The organism is Ruegeria sp. D1(2025) (assembly GCF_056536425.1).
The window spans coordinates 233,728-255,350 of record NZ_JBQFPO010000001.1 but is presented as its reverse complement, the minus strand read 5'-3'; the positions used below and the strand labels follow the sequence as shown (position 1 = coordinate 255,350).

Sequence of the window (21,623 nt, the reverse complement as noted above, 5' to 3'; positions counted from 1 at the left end):
CGACCTGTATGTCTGAGCCCGCAAATCGAATATCCGGTGAGACATCTTCATGCCCGTCGAAAAGTCGGAACTGAGCCGCTTTGAGCTTGGTAAATACTATATCACCAGCCTTTTCCTCAAAGCTGTAATCGGTACGATGCGGCTATTGCCGTACGAACGGCGTATTGCGGCAATGGGTTCCATTGTGCGCGGCCTGTCGCCGATTGTTGGCTTCACAAACCGCGTGCGCCGCAACCTCAAACTGACATGCCCCGATCTGCCCGATGCCGAGGTTCGCCGCATTTGCCGCGCCGTTCCCGACAATGCGGGCCGGGCGATCATGGAGCATTTTTCGCCCGAGGCCTTTTCCGAGCGGCAGAAGGCTGCCAAAATTTCGGGTCCCGGCATCGCTGCTTTTGATGCCGCCGTGGCCGAAGGCAAACCGGTCATGATGATCACCGCGCATTTCGGACACTACCTCGCGGCCCGGATCGCGCTGCAGAACCACAGCGGCAAACCCATCGGGTGCCTGTATCGCCGAATGGCCAACCCGTATTTCAACGACATTTACGTTGAAGCTTTCTACAAAACCGGTGAGCCGATGTTCGAACAGGGCCGTCGGGGCATGGTCGAAATGGTTCGTTCGCTCAAAAAAGGCGGGATCATCGCCATCGTGTCCGACCTGCACGCCCAGGGCGGTGAGGAACTGACTTTTTTCGGCAAACCGGCTGTCACCTCGGTTTTGAATGCGGAACTGGCGATCAAATATGGTGCCGTGCTGATCCCATGCTATGCAGTGCGCCAGCCGAACGGGATCGATTTCGAGATCATTCTGCATGATCCTGTTCCGCATACCGACGCCAAAACCATGACCCAGTTCACCAACGATGACCTAGAAGCCGTGGTGCGCAAACACATGGGTCAGTGGTTTTGGATTCACCGACGCTGGAAAACATGGAACGGGCTGGGGGTTCAGCCGGAAGATATGCCCTAATTCATTCTGCCTTGGCTGCAGCAACGATGGGGCCGTGCCCCGTTTTCTGCACGAGCACGACCGCAGGAAGATCCGAGGTCAACACCGTCGAAAACCGCTTTGGCGCGACCCCGTCCCACTGCCCGGCGCTCTGCCAGGATTCGACAACATTGGCATAATCCAGTTCGTGTCCCGCCAACTCGCCCCTGCGGATCGAGGCGTGTCGCATCGGAGAATACTGAACGACACGCACGTCATACGTCTCTCCAACCGGTAGATTGACGGGCGTCACATCCACAACAACGTCGTTCCCAGTCCGGCTGGCATTGACCGAAGCCTTAGGGGTGGCTTTGAGATGCGCGTCAATCAGTCGGTTCAGTTCCCGTAATTGCGCGCCAACGATGTCCTGTTGGCCGTTTATCACCATCTGCGGTGTGTAAATCATCGACCGCCCGCCCTGACGGGCATAGGCGCGTTGACGCGTGGTATGATCGGGATCGGCAAATTCGTCCTTCCAGCCGATGTAGTCCCAGTAGTCGACGTGTAGCGCCAGCCCGATGACGTCGTCGCGCTTGACCAGATCATGCAGGATTCGATCCGCAGGCGGGCAGGATGAACAGCCTTGAGAGGTGAAAAGTTCCACAACGACCGGATCGTTTTCAGCCAGAACCGGTGCCGCCAGTAGCAATGACGTAAGCGTTGAAAAGATAGTCACTCTGAACATGGCGGCCTCGGTTTGGTCAGTTGCCAGACAGGTTTAGACCGTTCAAAGATCAACCGCCAATCAAGGTTTCTTGAGACCTGTGACACCCAAATTGTAAAAAATGTGTGCAATGGTATACAAAAATTGCCGCACTTGTCGTGTTGGACCTTGAACCAAGGCTAAACGTGATGCAGATACCCCTCAGCGAATCCCATAATCCACGTCATTTTGAGAGGGAGGCCATTAGATGCCCATCAAAGTCGGACAGGATACCGCCAAGACACGCCGCAGCCTGAGCGTGAATGGCAAGTCCATTTCCTATTACTCGATCCCCGCCGCGCAAGAGGCCGGTCTGGGCGATTTTTCCAAGCTTCCCGCCGCGCTGAAAGTTGTGCTGGAAAACATGTTGCGGTTCGAAGATGACGGCTTTTCGGTCTCGGTCGACGACATCAAGGCTTTTGCCGAATGGGGCGCCAAGGGCGGCAAGAACCCGCGCGAGATCGCCTATCGTCCGGCCCGCGTTTTGATGCAGGACTTCACCGGCGTTCCTGCCGTGGTCGACCTTGCCGCGATGCGCGACGGCATCAAGGGTCTGGGCGGCGATGCTCAGAAGATCAATCCGTTGAACCCGGTTGATCTGGTCATCGACCACTCGGTGATGATTGACGAATTCGGCAACCCGCGCGCGTTCCAGATGAATGTCGACCGCGAATATGAGCGGAACATGGAGCGGTACCAGTTCTTGAAGTGGGGTCAGTCGGCCTTCAACAACTTCCGCGTTGTGCCCCCCGGAACCGGTATCTGCCACCAGGTGAACCTGGAGTATCTGGCGCAGACCGTCTGGACCGACACCGACCAGAATGGGGATGAAGTCGCCTACCCCGACACGCTTGTCGGAACTGACAGCCACACCACAATGGTCAACGGCATGGCCGTTCTGGGTTGGGGCGTCGGCGGGATCGAGGCCGAGGCCGCAATGCTGGGTCAGCCGATCTCGATGCTGATCCCCGAAGTCATCGGCTTTGAACTGACCGGCGATCTGGTCGAAGGCACCACCGGGACCGACCTTGTTCTTAAGGTCGTGGAAATGCTGCGTGAAAAAGGCGTGGTTGGCAAATTCGTCGAGTTCTACGGCGAGGGTCTGGACCGTCTGCCGCTGGCCGACCGTGCGACCATCGCCAACATGGCGCCGGAATACGGCGCGACCTGTGGTTTCTTCCCGATCGACGGTGAAACGCTGCGCTACCTGCGCAACACCGGCCGTGACGAAGATCGCATCGCACTGGTTGAAGCCTACGCCAAAGAAAACGGTTTCTGGCGGGATGAGAACTATGCGCCGATCTACACCGACACCCTGTCGCTGGACATGGGCACCATCGTTCCCGCGATCTCGGGCCCGAAACGCCCGCAGGACTATGTCGCACTGACCAACGCCAAGGCCGCTTTCACCAAGGAAATGGCCGAGACATTCAAGCGTCCAATGGGCAAGGAAGTCGCCGTCAAAGGCGAAGACTACACCATGGAATCGGGCAAGGTCGTAATCGCCTCGATCACCTCGTGCACCAACACCTCGAACCCATACGTGATGATTGGCGCGGGTCTGGTGGCGCGCAAGGCGGCTGCGCTGGGTCTAAACCGCAAGCCGTGGGTCAAAACCTCGCTGGCACCGGGTTCGCAGGTTGTGTCGGCCTATCTTGAAGCCGCCGGCTTGCAGGAAGATCTGGACCAGATCGGCTTCAACCTTGTCGGTTACGGCTGTACCACCTGTATCGGCAACTCGGGTCCTATACAGAAAGAGCTGTCCGATGCAATTGCCGAGGGCGATCTGGTTGCCACGTCGGTCCTGTCGGGCAACCGCAACTTCGAAGGCCGTATCTCGCCTGACGTGCGTGCCAACTATCTGGCCTCACCGCCGCTGGTTGTCGTTTACGCGCTGGCCGGCACGATGGATATCGACCTGACGTCGGAACCGATTGGTCAGGACAAGGACGGCAATGACGTCTTCATGAAAGACATCTGGCCGACCCAGCAGGAAGTTGCGGAACTGGTCGAACAGACCGTGACCCGCGAGGCGTTCCAGTCGAAATACGCCGACGTCTTCAAGGGCGACGAGAAGTGGCAGTCGGTCGAGACCACCGATGCGGAGACCTATGACTGGCCCCCGACCTCGACCTACATTCAGAACCCGCCCTACTTCCAGGGCATGGGGTCCGAGCCTGGCACGATCTCGAATATCGATGGCGCCAAGGTTCTACTGATCCTGGGTGACATGATCACCACCGACCACATCTCGCCTGCAGGTTCCTTTGCGACGACAACTCCGGCCGGCAAGTATCTTACGGACCGTCAGGTTCAGCCGCGCGAGTTCAACTCGTACGGGTCGCGCCGCGGCAACCACGAGGTCATGATGCGCGGCACTTTTGCCAACATCCGCGTCAAAAACGAGATGCTGGACGGCGTCGAAGGCGGCTATACCAAAGGCCCTGATGGCGAACAGACCTCGGTCTACGAGGCGTCGATGGCTTATCAGGAACAGGGCGTTCCGCTTGTCGTCTTTGGCGGCGAGCAGTACGGCGCGGGGTCTTCGCGTGACTGGGCGGCTAAAGGCACGGCCCTGTTGGGCGTCAAGGCCGTGATCGCTGAAAGCTTCGAGCGTATTCACCGTTCGAACCTGGTTGGCATGGGCGTTATCCCGTTCGAGTTTACCGGTGGCGATACTCGTAAATCGCTGGGTCTGAAGGGGGATGAAACGGTTTCGATCCACGGTCTGGATACCATCCAGCCGCTGCAAGAGGTTCCCTGTACCATCATCTATGGTGACGGTTCCGAGAAGACCATCACCCTCAAGTGCCGCATCGATACCGCGCCCGAGATTGAATACATCGAGAACGGCGGCGTGCTGCACTATGTGTTGCGGAACCTGGCCAAAGCAGGCTGAGCCGGGACAGATAAAGCTTTTTGAAGGGCGCCCTTTGCGGGCGCCTTTTTCTTGCGCGGCATTGCCTCGCTCTACAGGGTATTTTCAAACAGAAGAAGTTGCCTTTTGCCCCTAACCCCGTTCTGGTGTGGGCAGGAGAAGCAGATGAAAAAAGTGGCATTGGTTACGGGCGGCGCACGGGGAATTGGGCGGGCGATTGTCGAGGAACTGGAAAAAGATCACCGGGTCGCATTCACATGGCGCTCCACTGAGCCGACGCAGTTGAAAGCGAACCACAACCTGCTGTCAATACGGTCTGACCTGACGCAAAAGGAGCAGCCAGAAGCTGTCATAGCACAAGTTCTGGATCATTTTGGCCAGTTGGATGTGATCGTGAACAACGCCGGTCTGGTTGCCTCAACTCCGAAAGAGCATTTTGAAGCGGAAGACCATCGGGCGATCCTGGATCTGAACCTTCTGGTTCCGGCCGCATTGCTGGCAGCGGCCCTGCCGCACCTTCATCCGGGGGCGGCCGTCGTCAGCATATCTTCGGTCAATTCGGTACTACCACCACGTGACGCGGTCACCTATGGGGCCAGCAAAGCGGCGCTGAACCTCTGGACCCGCGCCATGGCGAAAGAGCTTGGGCCGGCCGGAGTTCGCGTCAATGCGGTCGCGCCGGGTGCGATCAACATCCCCGAGGCACCACGTCCGGATGACCTGACCGAGTTATTCGTCAAGGACACCGCGCTGGGACGCGCCGGAACCCCAAGCGATATTGCCGGGGCCGTACGATTTCTGTGTTCCGACGCGGCATCCTTCATAACCGGAGAGGTTCTGACGGTCTCAGGCGGGTATCGCCTTTGAATGCAGTCGGCCCAAGCTTACCAGCCTATTGCACTGCCGCCTTCTCCAGTGCAGGGCGGATCGTGCTTGCGATGACACGCTGGGTGATTGGCCCGGCATGGCGCAGAATGATGGTGCCCTCGCCGTCAATCACATAGGTCTCAGGTACGCCGTAGACGCCCCAGTCCAACCCCATACGCCCCTGCTCATCCCGTCCGATCCCGGCGTAGGGATCGCCCAGTTCGGTCAGAAAAGCTTCGGCATTACCCAACGGGTCTTTGTAATTGATGCCGTAGATCGGAATGCCTTCCTGCGCCAGAGCCTCCAGATTCGGGTGTTCGGCCCGGCACGGGGCGCACCAGCTGGCCCAGTAGTTGACCAGCTTGACCTCTCCGTCGCGCAGGGTGGCATCGTCGAAGCCGGATTTGCCGGGGAACTCAGTCATGACGACGGGCGGCGCGGTCTGGCCTTCCCGGGCCGAGGGCAATGCATTGGGGTCGTCGCGGAACATCCCGATTCCCGCCAAAACGGCAAACGCGCCAAAGATCAGCGGCGGCGCGATCATAAGTGGCGAGATCTTAGCCATTGCGCGTCATCCTCTGTTCGATTTTTTCCATTTCGGCGCGCACCTTGCGTCCGCGCAGCACGCTGAACACGACCAGGGCAACCAAAAGGACAATCGAGGCCGCATAGGCCGACAAAACCGTATCCGCATATTTACCAAGATCGGGGATCATCCGCCCACCCTTTCCCGTGCCAGCAGCGCCTTGATCCGGCGCGCCCGGATTTCCGTGCCGGCGCGATACAGCACCAGCGCGATGAACAGAAGGACAAAGCCAACGATGCACAAAAGCAGCGGGTAGAAATAGATGTTGCTGACCTTCTCTTCGGTATCCGCCCCGGTCACAGCTGCAGCGCGCATCACGGATGCACCCTGATGCAGACCCTGATTCCAGAAATTCACCGCATAGCGGCTGAGGATCGCAAAGACCGACCCCACCAGACACAACACCGATGTCAGGTCGGCCGCTGTATCAGGGTCCTCAATCGCCTCCCACAGGGCCACATAGCCCAGATAGAACAGGAACAGGATCAGGAACGAGGTCAGGCGCGGATCCCAGGCCCACCATGTTCCCCACATCGGCTGCCCCCAGATCGCGCCGGTTGCCAGTGCGATCAGTGTCATGACTATTCCGACCGGTGCCGCAGCCCGCGCAGCCAGCGCGCTGACATGATGGCGCCGCACCAGCCAGACCAGCGATGTCGCCAGCATCATCAGCCAGCAATTGATCGCCATCAAAGCGGCGGGCACATGCAGATAGATGATCTTGACGGTCGAGCCCTGTTTGTAGTCGTCAGGGGTAAAGAAAAACCCCCAGATCAGGCCGACGACAATGCAAACCGTCGAGGTGACCCAGAAGAACGGCAGCACACGTTCACTGGTGGCAAGAAACTTGCGCGGGTTGGCATATTCCCAGAGGGCGTTGGCTTTGGCTGCAATCGACATGGGCTCTATCTAGTCCGACTCGGGTCTGTTCTCAATTGACATCAGTCAAAGTTGTGGCGGTTCACCGCAGATTGATCCGCAGCACGGCGGCGCTGGCAAAGGGCAGCAGGGCTATGGTTGCTGCCGTAATTCCGGCCAGCATCAACAGGGGCGTTTGTGTTTCCATGCCAGTCGCGCCCCGCCGGGCGACTTCGGCACCGAAAATCAGCGTCGGCACATAAAGCGGAAGAACCAGCAGTGACAGCAGCAGTCCGCCACGTTTGAGCCCCACGGTCAGCGCCGCGCCAAACGTGCCGATGACGCTCATCGCCGGGGTGCCGATCAGAAGCGAGATGACCAACCAGAAAAACCCCGGCGCAGGCAGGTTCAGCAACACGCCCAGAAACGGCGCGGCCAGGACCAACGGCAAGCCGGTGGTCAGCCAATGGGCCAGCGCCTTGATCGTCACGACAGCCTCGAGCGGCAGTGGCGCGGTGGCCAGAAGGTCCAGTGATCCGTCCTCCCAATCCAGTGCCAGAAGACGATCCAGCGACAAGAGGCACGCCAACAGCGCCCCCAGCCACAGGACGCCTGGCGCGATGGTCGACAGCAGCGAGGATTGCGGCCCTACGGAAAACGGCACCAGAACGGTGACTATCAGAAAAAAGGCCAGACCCAGACCAAAGCCCCCGCCCGCACGGAAGGCCAGCTTCAAGTCGCGCAATAACAGGGCGATCACAGGAAACCTCCGTCAAAATCGTCGATGGGTTTTGGTTTGGCCTTGTTGGGACCGACATCCAGAACCTCTCCGTCAAGCCCTAGGTCGATATGGGTGGCGATCAGGGCCGAACCACCCTGCCCCAGATGTGCCCGCACCGCATCGGCGAACATCTGCACGGCATTGCGATCCAGAGACACGGTGGGTTCGTCCAACATCCAGATCGGGCGTCCGGTAACCAGCATTCGGGCCAGACCCAGACGACGTTTCTGACCTGCGGACAGGTTGCCTGCGTGGCGGTCTGCCAGATCATTCAGGTCAAAGGCGTCCAGCGCGGGCTGAATGTCCGGTGTGCCAAAAACCGAAGCCCAGAAAGTCAGGTTTTCTGTCACTGACAGGGTGGGTTTCAAACCATCCGAATGCGCGGCATAGGCGATCCGGTCTTCAGCCCCTTCGATCCGGCCAGCCAAGGGCGGCTGCAATCCGGCCAGCGTTCGCAGCAGGGTTGTTTTTCCAATCCCGTTGGGGCCGCGCAGGATCAGTGCGCGGCCGGGTTCCAGCACAAAGCTCAGTCCTTCGAGAACAGGGATACCGCCCCGGGTGACGGCAAGATCGCTAACGGTCAGTGTCATGAGTTCCGCTTATCTTATTGCTGCCAGACGCAAAAGGCGGGATTTGCCGCAGGAGAACAGCCTTTGCGTTTCTGGAAGGAAGCGGAGCGAGGGGCCGGCCCCTCGCGCTCCCCGGGATATTTTTGGCCAGATGAAGAGCGGATCCGGTCAAACGGGGATCAGGGCCAGCGCCACGCGCCGGCCTTCGGACAGCAGCACGTTATAGGTACGGCAGGCAGCCGGGGAGTTCATGATCTCGACCCCAAGGCCTGCGTCCTCCAATGCGACACGCAAGCCAGCCGGGATGTGAGACAGTTCAGCGCCGGTGCCGATGAAGACCACATCGACATCGTCGGACAACTCCAGCAAAGCGTCCTGATCATCGTAGCCGCCCCAACCGGCGGTGCCGGTCGGACCGGTTAGAACAGCCCCTTCGTAGACCTGCCCTCCGATGCGGAAGAAGCCAGGACCGTAGCCGTCAACCGGCGCAGAGCTGTTATATGTTATCTCGTTCAAACGCATGGCCCGTGTTTATCCCCAAAGCGGCAAGCCCGACAAGGCCGCAACGGCAATCGCCAGATAGGCGCTTGCCCGGTAGATCCTCTCGCGCTCGGGCCGGAAAAGCCAACCTCCCAGCCAGTTTCCAGCCAGATTCGGAACGGCCAGCGCCAGACCCAGCCCGATCGACGCCAGGGTGACCCGGCCCATTCCTGTCAATACCCCAAGCAACAGGAAATCAAAGGCAAAGAGGAACAACAGAATGGTGGCCCGAACAACTTCAATCGGCAGCGGGCGCGACATGTAGAACAGAATGACAGCAGGACCCGGCAACCCTGCGACACCACCAAGGAAACCAGCGGCGGCTCCGATCCCCGCAACCATGGCGCGGCGCACGCGCCCCCGATAGCGCAGGCCAGAGGCAAGTACGGCGAGCATGAACAGTGAGATCAGACTGACCGCGTACCGGAACACCACGGGTTCCACCTGCGTCAGCAGCCACAACCCGATCGGCAAGGTCACCGCACAACCAAGGACCAGCCGCAGAAGATCCGACCGATCGACGGAGGCCCAGGCCCGGCGCAGATTCGGGACCGGACCGAAAATATCCATGACTGTCAGGGCAATCAGCGCACCGAACGGGCCCAGAAATGGCGCAGACAGGGGCAAAAAGATCAAAGCGGTGCCAAACCCGGAAAAGCCGCGTACGACACCGCCCAGAAAAGCCGCGAACAAAACAATGGCCAGCCCCGCCGGGGACTGGCCCGAAAGCTCAGGCATCGATGTTCGCGAACTGGTTTCCCGCCGTGTTTGACGGCTTGGACCAGTCGCGCTTGACCCCCAGCCACAGCAAGATGGTCGATGCCACGAAGACCGAGGAATAGGTGCCCACGATCACGCCCCAGATCATCGCAAAGACAAAGCCGCGGATCACGTCCCCGCCCAGTACATACAACGAGATCAGCGCCAGCAGAGTGGTGACCGAGGTCATCACCGTCCGGCTGAGTGTTTCGTTGATCGAAAGGTTCAGAACCTCTTTGAGGTCCTTTTTCTTGTACTTGCGCAGGTTCTCGCGCACCCGGTCGAACACAACCACTGTGTCGTTCAGAGAGTAGCCGACAATGGTCAGCAGCGCCGCGATGATGGCCAGGTCGAAGCGGATCTGCAGCTCTGAAAAGATACCGATGGTCAGGATCACGTCATGTACCAGCGCGGCCACTGCGCCTAGGGCAAACTGCCATTCGAACCGCAGCCAGATGTAGACAAGCACCGCAGCGATGGCCAAAGCCACAGCGATAACCGCAGTCTGGATCAGCTCGCCGGACACTTTTGGACCAACGGATTCGACCGAGACGAACTGAATATCCGGCACCGCAGCTTGCAACGCCCCTTCCACTGCTGTCACGGTTGCAGCGGAAACGGCTTCGGCATCGGCTTGCGCCTGAATGCGGATCATTGCGACGTTTTCGTCCTCGCCGAAAGTCGGATCGAAAATCTCGGTGATGGTCACGTCACCCAGTTCGAGCGGCGCGATGGCATCGCGATAGGTGCCCACATCAATTTCCTGCGCGCTTTGCGTCCGAATCGTGGTGCCGCCGCGAAAGTCGATACCAAAGTTCAAGCCCTGGATCAGGAACGAGGCGAAGCCCACGATCATCAGCAAAGCCGAAATGCCCAGCCAGACTTTCCAGCGGTTGAAGAAATCGAACGAGGTTTCCTTGGGAACAAGTCTCAGTCGCATATCAAACCTCGATCGTTTTGGGGCGGCGGCGTTCGAACCACATGACGATCATCAGGCGCGTCACGAAGATCGCGGTGAAGACCGAGGTCAGAATGCCCAGACCCAGAGTGATGGCAAAGCCGCGCACCGGACCGCTGCCCATGGCGAACAGGATCGTCGCAGTGATAAATGTAGTGACGTTGGCGTCCAGAATGGCCGACAGCGCCTTTTCATAACCCAGTTCGATAGCGCGTGAGGGCCCTCTGGCGGATTTCAGTTCCTCGCGTATGCGCTCAAAAATCAGCACGTTGGCGTCGACTGCCATACCAACCGTCAGAACGATGCCCGCAATACCCGGCAGGGTCAGCGTTGCACCGATCACCGAAAGAAGGCCGAACAGCAGACCAACGTTGATGATCAGCGCGATATTAGCGAACACTCCGAACAGGCCATAGCTGAGCGCCATGAAGACCAGCACTGCGGCAAAGGCCACGGTGGTGGCCACCTTCCCCGCATCGATGCTGTCCTGCCCCAGTTCGGGACCGATGGTACGTTCTTCGAGGAACTCAAGCCCCGCAGGCAGGGCACCGGCGCGCAGCAGCACAGCCAGGTTGGTGCTTTCTTCCACGGTGAAATTGCCGGTGATGATACCGGACCCGCCGGGAATGTGGGATTGGATCACGGGGGCCGAAATCACCTCATCATCCAGCACAATCGCGAACGGTGCGCCGATGTTATCGAGGGTATAGTCGCCGAACTTGCGCGCACCCGAGGTGTTGAACCGGAAGCTGACTGCGGGGCGGCCGTTCTGGTCGAAGGACGGTTGCGCATCCACCAGTTCTTCACCGGTCACGACCGGAGCGGATTCGATGGTGTAGAATACTTCGCTTTCGTCCAGCGAGGGCACGACTTTTTCACCGATACCCGGTACGGCATCCGGGTCGGTCCCACGGCCCACAACCGGATTAAAGGTCAGTTGCGCGGTCGTTCCGATGATCTCTTTCAACTCACCCGCGCTGCCGACGCCCGGGACCTGAATCAGAATACGGTCCGCACCCTGACGCTGAATGGTGGGTTCGCGTGTTCCGACCTCATCGATACGGCGACGGATGATTTCCAGCGCCTGACGCACGGTCCGGTCATCCGACGCCAGTTTCTCGGCTTCGGACAATTGCACGACGATCATGTCACCGTCGGCGCGCGCTTCGATGTCGGTCGCCCCTACACCGGTCAGCGTCTGCACCTGACGCGCAAGACCACGCACAACTTCCAGCCCGCGAGACATGCCCTCGGGCTGGCTGATCCGTACGCGAATCTCATCCGGTGCGGATGGCTGCTTGCGGATGGTGCCTACCGTCCCGCGTTCATCGCGCAGGGCGTCGCGAATTTCCGGCCACATCGCCTCCATTCGGGCTTCGTAGACATCGCTGGTCTGGACTTCGGCCAAGAGATGCGCGCCACCGCGCAAATCGAGGCCCAGGTTGACTAGAGAAGACGGCAGCCAGTTTGGCCACTGGGCGGCCTCGGCCCGCATTTCCGGAGTATCAATGCCAAGTTCAATGGCGGTTTTGGCGTCGTTCGATTGCTCGACACGCGTATAGAACGCATTCGGCAGGGCCATGAGCAGGCCGATCACACAGACCGACCAGATCAGAACCCGCTTCCAGGTATCAATGTGCAGCATTACCCTGCCTTTTCAAGGGATTGTCGCGCGAAGTTATTTCGCAGGCTCGGTCTTGTTCAGAACCTGTGCAATGGTCGATTTGACCACACGCACCTTGACGCCTTCAGCGATTTCAACCTCGATCTCGTTTTCGCCTTCCTTGACCTTGGACACTTTGCCGATCATCCCGCCCTGGGTGACGACCTGATCGCCCCGGCGCACGGCGTCGACCATCGCCTGATGTTCCTTCATCTTCTTCTGCTGCGGACGGATCAGCAGGAAATACATGATCGCGAAAATCAGGATCAGCGGGAGAAACTGGGCGATTGCGCCACCTTCCATGGGACATTCCTTTTACTTTGGATCGCGGACAAGCTCCGCAAATTTGGCGGGAACCTATGCTTTGAGGTGTCCGTTTGCAAGCAAAGGCGGCGGTGTAACCCGTCCTGATTGTGTCACCGTGTCGAAAGATGTTTCCAAGCGTTGCAGATATACCCTAGGAACGACGGTCAGGCGGGGTATAGTCAGGCCGTGGGGGTCACAATGAATCAGCTATATAAATACCTGCAAGCATTAAAAGTTTTGCTGATCGCAGCCCTGCTGGCTTTTGCCATGTGCACTGCCGGACAGACACAAGAAGCACCCCCCGAAATTCTGGCCCCCGAGACCGATGAAACGGATGTTTTCAAGGCCCCGGTGGTTGTCGACGGCGAAACACTGTTCTTTCTGCGCGGCTCAAGCGCATTGCCGGCATCGGAACGGGCCGAGCAGGTTCAGAAGATTATTGTCGAAGTCGCCGAATCTTCGGAAGACCCCGAAGTCGACATTACTTTCGAAAAAACCGATCTCGGTACACGCATTTTCGCTGATGGCGTCAGAGTTTCGATCGTTACCGTCGCCGATGCGGAACTGGACCAGATGGAACTGGACGTTCTCAGCCTTCTGCATGGCGACGCGATAGAAGAGGCGATTGTCGACTACCGTGCGAACCGGACGGACCAGGCGCGCGTGTCAGGCGCGATCGAGGCATTAGCCTGGACTGTCGGCTTTGCATTGTTTGTCATCATTATCATGTGGCTTCACCGGCGCATCCGGCGACGCACCCTGAAGCTGGTCAAGCGCTATCTCAAGGACGTCGAAACAGCGACCGCCAAAAGCGTTCAGGCCGAAGCGATTGCCGCCCTGATCCGATACGGCCTGAATTTCATCCTGCTGGTCATCTTCTTTCTGGGCTTTTACTACTACCTGTCCTTTGTCCTTCTGGCCTTTGCCGAAACCCGGTATTTCGCGCAACTGCTTCTGACCTATCTGACGGAACCCGTCCTGCTGATCTTCAAGGGCATCCTCAGCTATATCCCGAATCTGATCATGCTGGGCCTGATCGCCTGGATCACCGTCTACATCATCCGCGGCATGAGGGTTTTCTTTGATGCAGTCGAGGCCGGGTCCTTCGAAATGGGCGATTTCGAAAAGCACTGGGTGAATCCGACATTCAACATTGCCCGTGTCATCGTGATCCTGATCGCGCTGGTCTTTGCAGTGCCCTACATTCCGGGCTCGGATTCGGCCGCGTTTCAGGGGCTGACCATTCTGGTCGGCGCCATGCTGTCGCTGGGTGCAAACTCGGTCGTGTCGAACATGCTTGCTGGCCTGTTTGTGATTTATCGCCGTTCAACTTCGATCGGGGATCGCATTCAGATTGGTGACCATATCGGTGACGTGGTGCAGATCAAGTTGATGGAGACGCATCTGAAATCCATCAAGAATGAGCTGATCTCGATCCCGAACGCGCAGTTGATGAACTCGGATGTGGTGAACTTTTCCAAGCAAACAGATGGCAGCGGCCTGTTGTTGCACACCACTGTCGGCATCGGCTATGAAGAGCCGCCCGAAAAGGTCGAGGCGATGCTGATCGAGGCGGCCAACCGTACCAAAGGGATCAAGTCCAAGCCCGTCCCCTTTGTACTGTGGACCGCGCTGGCCGATTACGCGATCAACTACCAGATCAACGGGTACACCACACGCGGCAGCATAATACCGAAAATCCGCTCGGATCTGCATCGCAATATCGTGGCCGTTTTCAACGAAAACAGTGTTCAGATCATGACGCCCTCTTATATGGCCGATCCACCCGAACCCAAGATCCCTGCCGAGGCTTGGGACGGCCATCTGGCGCATGAAGCCACCGAAGAGGAAGAGAAATAGTCCGGGCGTCTTGTCCCGGCTACACCCTCCCCGCGAGATAGTGCATAAGCGGTTCCAGTGATTCACGTATTCAAGGATCTGAACAATGCACGACATCCGCGCCATTCGCGAAAACCCAGCCGCCTTCGACGCCGCCCTTGCGCGCCGTGGGGACGCGCCGGTGTCGTCGGACCTGCTAAGGCTGGATGAAAGCCGCCGCGCCAAGATACTTGCCGCCGAGACCGCTCAGGCCGAGCAGAACAAGGCCAGCAAAGAAGTCGGCGCCGCCAAGGCGCGCGGCGACGAAACCGAGTTCGAGCGTCTGCGCGCACTGGTGGCCGAGAAAAAGGCCGAGATCGCCCGGATGCAGACCGAAGCCAAGGATCTGGACGCCCTGCTGACCGACCAGTTGGCGCGCATTGCCAACGTCCCTGCCGACGACGTGCCGCAAGGCGCGGATGAAAACGAAAATGTCGAGGTCAATCGCTGGGGTGCTCCGCGTAATTTCGCATTCGAACCCAAAGAGCACTACGAAATCCCTGCCGTTGCCGCGGCGATGGACTTTGAAACCGCCGCCAAGACCAGCGGCAGCCGGTTCGTGAACCTGTCGAAAGGTGTCGCCCGCATTCATCGCGCACTGGCGCAGTTCATGCTGGACACGCATATTGACAAGAATGGCCTGACGGAAATGCAGACGCCGGTTCTGGTGCGGGACGAGGCGATGTATGGCACCGACAAGCTGCCCAAGTTCGGCGAGGACAGCTATCAGACAACCAATGGCTGGTGGCTTATTCCGACATCCGAGGTCACGCTGACATATTCCGTCGCCGGTGACATTCTGGAAGAAAGCGCCCTGCCCATCCGCATGACCGCGCACACCGCCTGTTTCCGGTCCGAAGCCGGAAGTGCGGGCAAGGACACGGCAGGCATGCTGCGCCAGCACCAGTTCGAAAAAGTCGAGATGGTCTCGATCACCCATCCCGACAACTCGGATGACGAGCAAAAGCGTATGCTGCGCTGCGCCGAGGATTTGCTGGAGCAATTGGGCATCCCCTATCGCACCGTAGTTCTGTGCACGGGTGACATGGGCTTCGGCGCGCGCCGGACCTACGACATCGAGGCATGGCTGCCGGGGCAGGATGCATACCGCGAGATCAGTTCGGTTTCGACAACAGGGGCATTTCAAGCCCGCCGCATGAACGCGCGTTTCCGCCCCGAAAGCGGCGGCAAGCCGGAATATGTTCACACCCTGAACGGTTCGGGTCTTGCGGTTGGGCGCTGCCTGATTGCCGTCCTGGAAAACGGCCAGAATGAAGACGGAACCGTTACCCTTCCGGACGTCCTGGCCCCCTACCTGGGCGGCAAGCTGACTTTGCAGACGGACGGCACGCTGGCCTGAAAAAAAGAACCGGCAACCGTCTGAAACGGTGCCGGTTTTCGAAACAAGTCGAGGCGGAGAGGGACTACTTCTTCGCCTTTTTTTTGTCCTTCTTCTTTTTTCCCTCTTTTTTGCCGGACTTCTTGGCGGCGTCTTTGCCTGACTTCTTGGCAACGTCTTTCTTCGCCTTGTCCTTTTTGGACTTGGCCTTCTGTTTGGCCTTTTTGGACTTGGCCTTCACTTTATCTTTCGCCTCGGAAAAGGCCGCCTCCATCTCGCGCCGCTTCTTGGCGGCTTTTTCGGCTTTGGCCTTCGCTTTGGCCTTTTTCTGGGCTTTGGCTGCTGCCTGTTCCTTCGCAGCTTTTTCTTCGGCCGCCTTGCGCGCCTCTTCTTTTGCCCGCTTTTCAGCGGCAGCCGCAGCTACGGTTTTGCGGGCCGCAGGTTTTCGGGCCGGTGCGCGCCGGGACGCCGGCTTGGTCCCAGTTGGCTTGGCAACAGCTTCCTTGGCGGCTGCGATCAGCCTTTGCGCACGTGATGCACCAATGCGAGGGATTTTGACCAGATCAGCGGCGTTTGCCTTGGCGATGGCTTCCGCAGTTTTGAATCCATTGCCGCTCAACGATTTTGCAAGCGCCTGGCCCACACCTTTTATGTTGGTCACTGCGGTCATTACTGATCCTTTCCAATTCGTCGCTCGAATACATATATACGTCGGATGTACATCCCCCCAACCCCCTGATAGCTTGGCTCACCGCATGATGTTAGCCGCTATGAGCCAGATCGCCTGTCGTGGACTTCCTGGGGAACGGAACAAGGCGTTTAGCATCCTCATCCCAGAGCTTGAGGTTCAGTGCTGCCACCGCCTCGCGAAACTTGATCCGCCGCGGGGTGAATTCAGGCGGCAGGTTATAGTGGCAGGCGCGCAGTCGATAGGACGGGATGCGCGCGTTGAAATGGTGGATATCATGCAGCGTGATGCAGGCGACCGCATTGTCGAACCACCAGCCGAAGTCCAGCGCTGAAGAACCCTGCAAAGCGGCAACCTGTGGGTCCAGATCCGGGCGGCGATCCCAGTATGTGTCTTCAAAGTTATGCTGAAGATACACAAGAAACACCCCCAGCATTCCGCCCAACAACGAAAAAACCAACCAGACCAGAATCCCCGTTGTCCCGGCCACATAATAAAGCAAACCCAGAAACACGATGATCGACAGATTGTGCAACAGCACCCCACCTGCCCCAAATCGCACGGTGTTCTTGGGCCAGCGATAGCGAATGAAGTAGGTGAACAGCGCACCAACCGGCACGAGGATGAACGGATTGCGATAAAGCCTGTAGAACAGACGGGATTTCCAGTCTGCGCGCTGCCATTCGCGCAGCGTCATGGTGTGAATTTCACCGGTCTCACGATGTTCCAGATTGCCGATACCGGCGTGGTGTAGATTGTGGTTCTGCTTCATCACCTCGAAAGGTGCAAAGGTGAAGGGTGACAAGCCATGCCCCGCCCATTCGTTCTGTTGACGCGTCTCAAACAGGGAATGATGGCCGCAATCGTGCTGCAACACGTAAAGGCGCACTGCCGAAAATGCGAAAACAATGCCGGCCGGGACCATGACATACCACCGGTCCACGAAGATGATCGCCAAAGCCAGCGATGTGAAATACACCGCAAAAGTCCCAAAGTAGCTCAGGCTGGCAAGCCGATTGTCCTGAACCGCATATCGGCGGGTATATTCCCTGAGATCCATAACCGCCCCACTTTCCTCTGTTGGCCGGTGTGAACGTTCATCGTCAGATTATACACGAATAGTCTCAAAGCAAGACCGGCGCGGGTAATTGTTATGCTCCAACAATGGCATAGATAGCATTTTCTTTCAGACATTGTCCAAGTGATCGGGGAAATCCGCTCAAGTCTTTGCCAAGCTGTTCCGTCACCGGCGCCGAGATTGACCCTACGGCACCTTTCTCTCGCATTCTCAAGATCAAAACTGACGGCGCCAGTACATACAAATATCGCGATATTCTTATCTTTTTCGACTCATGTTCGCGATTGACCGGAATCGGGGCCGCGCACATCGCAATTTTCATGAACCGGCCGAAGCGTACCGAGTCTTTGGAACCGGGCACTTATCAAAATCCATGATCGGGTCCGGCTGCGTCGGCCGGACCTGACCCAAAGATCAGCCCCGCCCCTTCAGGTGCTTTGCCAGGGCCCCGGCGTTTTTCTTGCGCCGCCCCTTGTACGGATTCTTGTCCCCTTGCCCACGCAGCGTCAGCCGGATTGGTGTGCCGGGCATGTCGAAATCCTCACGCAACCCGTTCACCAGATACCGCGAATAACTGTCCGGCATCTTGTCCGGGTGCGAGCACATGACCACAAACCCCGGCGGGCGGGTCTTGGCCTGGGTCATATAGCGCAGCTTGATCCGACGTCCCTGCGGTGCAGGCGGCGGGTGCTGTTCCAGCATGGCTGCCAGCCAGCGGTTCAGGGCTGCGGTCGGCACACGGCGATTCCAGACGTCATGGGCACGAAGGATGGCGGCGCGAAGACGCTCAAGCCCCCTGCCCGTTTTCGCTGAAACGGTGATCAGCGGGGCACCGCGCAACTGGGGCAACAGCCGTTCAAAGGATTCTTTCAGATCCCGCAGTTTTTCCTGCTTGTCCTCTTCGATGTCCCATTTATTGACCGCGACGACCACGCCACGGCCTTCGCGTTCGGCCAGATCGGCGATGCGCAGGTCTTGTTGTTCAAACGGTATGGCCGCGTCCAGCAGAACAACCACGACCTCGGCAAACTTGACCGCGCGCAGCCCGTCCGAGACGGACAGCTTTTCCAGCTTCTCCTGCACCTTGGCCTTTTTGCGCATCCCGGCGGTGTCGAAAATCCGCATCGGCGTGCTGTTGCCATCAGGATCGGCCCAGTCGATCCGCAAGCTGATGGCATCACGGGTAATCCCGGCTTCGGGACCTGTCAGCAGACGATCTTCGCCCATAATCTTGTTGATCAGGGTGGATTTTCCGGCATTTGGACGACCGACAACAGCGACCTGAAGCGGTTTCGCATCGGTGATCAGGCGCGCTTCGCCTTCGCCCTCTTCGTCCAGTTCCACATCCGTCACAGGCGTCTCATCGGCCTGTTGTTCTGCCATCGCGTCCGCCAGAGGCATGAGGTGGGCGTAAAGCTCGGTCATTCCTTCGCCATGCTCGCCCGACAGGCGCACGGGCTCTCCCAAACCCAGATTATAAGCCTCAAGCACGCCGGCATCCGCCGCGTTCCCTTCGGCCTTGTTGGCCGCAAGGATCACATGTTTGGATCGTTTGCGCAGGATTTCCGCGAACATTTCGTCCGTGGGAGTCAGCCCCACACGCGCATCGATCATGAACAGGCAGACATCGGCCATATCCACCGCGCGCTCGGTCAAGCGGCGCATCCGCCCCTGCAGACTGTCATCCGTTGCATCCTCAAGACCCGCCGTATCGATCACGGTGAATCGCAGATCGCCAAGCCGCCCTTCGCCTTCGCGCAGGTCACGTGTCACGCCGGGCTGATCGTCGACCAGGGCCAGGCGCTTGCCCACAAGGCGGTTGAACAGTGTGGATTTGCCCACATTCGGGCGCCCCACGATAGCGAGGGTCAGCGACATGATACTCAACTTTCAAGACTCAAGATGCGCCCTTTAGCGCATCTTGCCGTCAACGGAAAGCGTGCAGTGCACCTTTGGTGGACACGATATACAAAGTGCGCCCCGCGACAACGGGCGACGCGGTCGCCCCGCCGGGGACTTCGATCCGGTGAACCAGGGTTCCGTCAACCGGGCTGTAAAAGCGCACATACCCGTCATTCGAGGCCACAACGATGCGCCCGCCAGCAAGGATCGGACCATAATGCGCAAAGATCTCCCCGCGCCGTCCGGGCTTGTCCTTGACAAATCCGGGCAGGTCCTGCGCCCAGATCACCGATCCGTCTGTTGCGTTCAGTCGCACCAACTGGCTGCGGTCGCTGATCAGGAAGACGCTGTTTCCGACCGGCCAGACCGTATCAACCGCACCTTCGTTGGCGGTCCATTTACGTTCTCCGGACCCACCTTCCAGCGCCACGGTCCGGCCCGAGTGGTTGCCAATGTAGATCGTGTCCCCGGTTACCATTGGCCCCCCGGTGACATCAACGATCCGGGCTGCCGCGCGACCACGACGTCCGCCCGCGACCGAAGCGTTCCAGCGGCGGATGCCGCCCCTGCGGAACGTCGCGGCAATATCACCGGATCCGAAAGCAAAGACCGCGAGGTCCGAGGTCAGCGCGGGCGACGGTGCCCCAAGCACGTTCCCAACGCTGGGTGTCCCTTCGACCTGCCAGGCAATACGGCCATCCTTGGTATTCACAGCCCAGCCGGTCTCATCCCCGGCGACGACGTAAAGCAACCCGTCTTTGACCAGCGGCGCACCGCTGCCGGTTGCGTTCAGCCGTTTTTGCCAGCGTTGCGCGCCGGTCTTGGCATCCAGCGCCGTGAGGCGACCAAACCCGGATGAGACGTACAAGACCCCGTCGGCATAGGCCATGCCGCCACCTGTCGCGTCGGAATCACCGTCGCTTGGAGGGATAAGGTTGGTGCTCCAGGCGACCTGCCCCTGAGGTGTAACGGCCGATACTGTGGCTCCGGAATCAAGGGTATAAATCAGCCCGCCTGCAACAACCGGTTCTGCTGTAATCCGTTTCTTACGGGAATCGCCTTCGCCAATCGAAGTGGACCAGATGCGCTGCGGTGCTGAGCTGAGCGCAGCGTTTGTGGTTCGGAAAGCGGCTGTGCCCGGGCTCTGCGCCCAATTGGCGTTCGATGTCTGCCCCGGCAGGCTGATTGGTTTGGACCCACGGGTTTCAACAGTTTCGGTATCGGACGCAGGACGGATGTCTTCGCGCTCACCGGGCAGAATGACTTCGGGTTCCTGACAGGCCGCAAGCGTCGTCAGGGCAATCGCCGCCAATGGCAGTCCAATGCGGGGGAATAGTCTCGTTACCATGATGTTCCGAACTCGCCTGTCGTCATTCTTGTTTCGCTGTCTCAATCAGCCTTGCTGGGCGACCAGTTGTTCCGGTTCGCCCCCCAGCGCCACGATCAGCTGGGTCGCACGCTGCTGCAGATCGACACCAACTTCGGCATCCTGCCGCAGCGCTTGCAGACGATCAATCGCGGCGGCGGTGTTGCCCTCGGCGACATCAATCAGCGCAAGCTGTTCTTCTGCCAACAGACGCAGCGGCGCACCGGGCGCGGCCAGTGCCTCGAATTGCAGGCGACGCTCGTCCGCCGAAAGGGTTTCACTTTGCAACAACAACGCCTTGAAGCTCGCGATGGCGCGATAGATTTCGGGCAGATCAGCTTGCGTCGCAACCGCGTTCAGGCTGGTCACGGCATCCTGCACCGAACCGGCCTCGTTCTGCGATGCGGACAGCAGCATTTTCAGCACTGCGTCCCCACCCGGCGATTGCGTTTGTATCCCGCTTAGACCAGCGGCACGTTCGGCGGAATCATCTTGCGACAGCGCCGCAAGAATTTCATCGCCCAGCGCCTGAGCCTGACTTGTAATGCTGGCTTTGCGATATTCGTTGAAAGCGGCCCCGCCTACGATAAGCACAACCGCTGCAATGCCCACCCAGCCCCAACGGCGCAAAAGCAGATACAGCCGGTCGCGGCGCACCTCTTCTGTCACCTCATCAATGAAACTGTCGACGTCGCTCATCCCTGCCCCCAGGCTTAGTGTCCTGTCATATTAGCGCCATGTCATACCCCGGCACCACGTCCAAGCCAAGGGTCCGATTTCGCACATTTTCACCGGCTTAGTGCGCCCTTGCGAAAAAAACTAAACCGAACTATTCAGTTCAGTATGGAAATGGCCTATGCCGGACCCCATTTTGAGGCATAAGCGCCAGTGAAAATCTGGCAATGAATCCTAG

The 21,623-nt window shown here is 58.9% G+C and carries 21 protein-coding genes; 5 read left to right on the top strand and 16 right to left on the bottom strand.

The window, feature by feature from the left end:
• Positions 1-49: 49 nt before the first annotated feature.
• Complete coding sequence (locus tag ACR1XU_RS01350; protein WP_480908945.1) at positions 50-973, top strand: lysophospholipid acyltransferase family protein; 924 nt, start codon at positions 50-52, stop codon at positions 971-973.
• 1 nt (position 974) lies between these two features.
• Here the strand turns inward: ACR1XU_RS01350 and ACR1XU_RS01345 are convergent, their stop codons facing one another.
• Positions 975-1,676 carry a DUF1223 domain-containing protein gene (locus ACR1XU_RS01345; protein WP_480908946.1) on the bottom strand — a complete coding sequence of 234 codons (702 nt, stop codon included), beginning with the start codon at positions 1,674-1,676 and terminating at the stop codon, positions 975-977.
• Between the two features lie 226 nt (positions 1,677-1,902).
• On the opposite strand from ACR1XU_RS01345, the gene acnA reads away from it, so the two are divergent.
• Positions 1,903-4,593, top strand: coding sequence for an aconitate hydratase AcnA (gene acnA, locus ACR1XU_RS01340; RefSeq protein ID WP_480811770.1), 2,691 nt, complete (start codon positions 1,903-1,905; stop codon positions 4,591-4,593).
• Between the two features lie 144 nt (positions 4,594-4,737).
• A complete protein-coding gene (locus ACR1XU_RS01335) occupies positions 4,738-5,439 on the top strand; it encodes an SDR family NAD(P)-dependent oxidoreductase (protein ID WP_480908948.1) in 702 nt (233 codons plus the stop codon).
• A gap of 25 nt (positions 5,440-5,464) precedes the next feature.
• Here the strand turns inward: ACR1XU_RS01335 and ACR1XU_RS01330 are convergent, their stop codons facing one another.
• The 10 genes from ACR1XU_RS01330 to yajC form a co-directional block, all read right to left on the bottom strand.
• The gene (locus ACR1XU_RS01330) at positions 5,465-6,004 is read right to left on the bottom strand and encodes a DsbE family thiol:disulfide interchange protein (protein WP_170610201.1); all 540 of its coding nucleotides are present in this window, start codon (positions 6,002-6,004) and stop codon (positions 5,465-5,467) included.
• On the bottom strand, positions 5,997-6,155 hold the full coding sequence (gene ccmD, locus ACR1XU_RS01325) for a heme exporter protein CcmD (protein WP_170610199.1): 159 nt from the start codon (positions 6,153-6,155) through the stop codon (positions 5,997-5,999). Before ccmD ends, ACR1XU_RS01330 begins: the two co-directional genes overlap by 8 nt.
• Complete coding sequence (locus tag ACR1XU_RS01320) at positions 6,152-6,925, bottom strand: heme ABC transporter permease (protein WP_480713610.1); 774 nt, start codon at positions 6,923-6,925, stop codon at positions 6,152-6,154. Before ACR1XU_RS01320 ends, ccmD begins: the two co-directional genes overlap by 4 nt.
• A 61-nt stretch (positions 6,926-6,986) precedes the next feature.
• Positions 6,987-7,643, bottom strand: a complete 657-nt coding sequence (ccmB, locus tag ACR1XU_RS01315; protein ID WP_170610195.1) for a heme exporter protein CcmB — start codon at positions 7,641-7,643, stop codon at positions 6,987-6,989.
• Positions 7,640-8,254 carry a heme ABC exporter ATP-binding protein CcmA gene (gene ccmA, locus ACR1XU_RS01310; RefSeq protein ID WP_170610193.1) on the bottom strand — a complete coding sequence of 205 codons (615 nt, stop codon included), beginning with the start codon at positions 8,252-8,254 and terminating at the stop codon, positions 7,640-7,642. Before ccmA ends, ccmB begins: the two co-directional genes overlap by 4 nt.
• Positions 8,255-8,401: 147 nt before the next feature.
• The gene (locus ACR1XU_RS01305) at positions 8,402-8,755 is read right to left on the bottom strand and encodes an Mth938-like domain-containing protein (RefSeq protein ID WP_480908949.1); all 354 of its coding nucleotides are present in this window, start codon (positions 8,753-8,755) and stop codon (positions 8,402-8,404) included.
• Between the two features lie 9 nt (positions 8,756-8,764).
• Complete coding sequence (locus ACR1XU_RS01300) at positions 8,765-9,511, bottom strand: TSUP family transporter (protein ID WP_480908950.1); 747 nt, start codon at positions 9,509-9,511, stop codon at positions 8,765-8,767.
• A complete protein-coding gene (gene secF / locus ACR1XU_RS01295; protein WP_170610187.1) occupies positions 9,504-10,472 on the bottom strand; it encodes a protein translocase subunit SecF in 969 nt (322 codons plus the stop codon). Before secF ends, ACR1XU_RS01300 begins: the two co-directional genes overlap by 8 nt.
• Position 10,473: 1 nt before the next feature.
• Complete coding sequence (secD, locus tag ACR1XU_RS01290) at positions 10,474-12,135, bottom strand: protein translocase subunit SecD (protein WP_480908951.1); 1,662 nt, start codon at positions 12,133-12,135, stop codon at positions 10,474-10,476.
• 33 nt (positions 12,136-12,168) lie between these two features.
• Positions 12,169-12,456: a preprotein translocase subunit YajC gene (gene yajC, locus ACR1XU_RS01285; protein WP_170610183.1), complete on the bottom strand. Its 288-nt coding sequence runs from the start codon at positions 12,454-12,456 to the stop codon at positions 12,169-12,171.
• A 201-nt stretch (positions 12,457-12,657) separates the two neighbouring features.
• Between yajC and ACR1XU_RS01280 the strand changes: the two genes are divergently transcribed.
• Both ACR1XU_RS01280 and serS read left to right on the top strand, forming a co-directional pair.
• The gene (locus ACR1XU_RS01280; protein ID WP_480908952.1) at positions 12,658-14,319 is read left to right on the top strand and encodes a mechanosensitive ion channel family protein; all 1,662 of its coding nucleotides are present in this window, start codon (positions 12,658-12,660) and stop codon (positions 14,317-14,319) included.
• Positions 14,320-14,404: 85 nt separating this feature from the next.
• Complete coding sequence (gene serS, locus ACR1XU_RS01275) at positions 14,405-15,697, top strand: serine--tRNA ligase (protein WP_170805454.1); 1,293 nt, start codon at positions 14,405-14,407, stop codon at positions 15,695-15,697.
• A gap of 64 nt (positions 15,698-15,761) precedes the next feature.
• On the opposite strand, the gene ACR1XU_RS01270 is transcribed toward serS, so the two are convergent.
• From ACR1XU_RS01270 to ACR1XU_RS01250, 5 genes are all read right to left on the bottom strand, one after another.
• Entirely contained in the window at positions 15,762-16,346 is a 585-nt protein-coding gene (locus ACR1XU_RS01270) for a helix-hairpin-helix domain-containing protein (RefSeq protein ID WP_480908953.1), read from the bottom strand.
• A gap of 91 nt (positions 16,347-16,437) precedes the next feature.
• On the bottom strand, positions 16,438-17,424 hold the full coding sequence (locus ACR1XU_RS01265) for a fatty acid desaturase (protein WP_170816605.1): 987 nt from the start codon (positions 17,422-17,424) through the stop codon (positions 16,438-16,440).
• Positions 17,425-17,856: 432 nt separating this feature from the next.
• On the bottom strand, positions 17,857-19,320 hold the full coding sequence (der, locus tag ACR1XU_RS01260) for a ribosome biogenesis GTPase Der (RefSeq protein ID WP_480908954.1): 1,464 nt from the start codon (positions 19,318-19,320) through the stop codon (positions 17,857-17,859).
• A gap of 49 nt (positions 19,321-19,369) precedes the next feature.
• Positions 19,370-20,692 (bottom strand): PQQ-like beta-propeller repeat protein, encoded by a 1,323-nt coding sequence (locus ACR1XU_RS01255; RefSeq protein WP_480908955.1) that lies wholly within the window; start codon positions 20,690-20,692, stop codon positions 19,370-19,372.
• A gap of 45 nt (positions 20,693-20,737) precedes the next feature.
• The gene (locus ACR1XU_RS01250; RefSeq protein ID WP_480908956.1) at positions 20,738-21,409 is read right to left on the bottom strand and encodes a hypothetical protein; all 672 of its coding nucleotides are present in this window, start codon (positions 21,407-21,409) and stop codon (positions 20,738-20,740) included.
• Positions 21,410-21,623 lie beyond the last annotated feature (214 nt).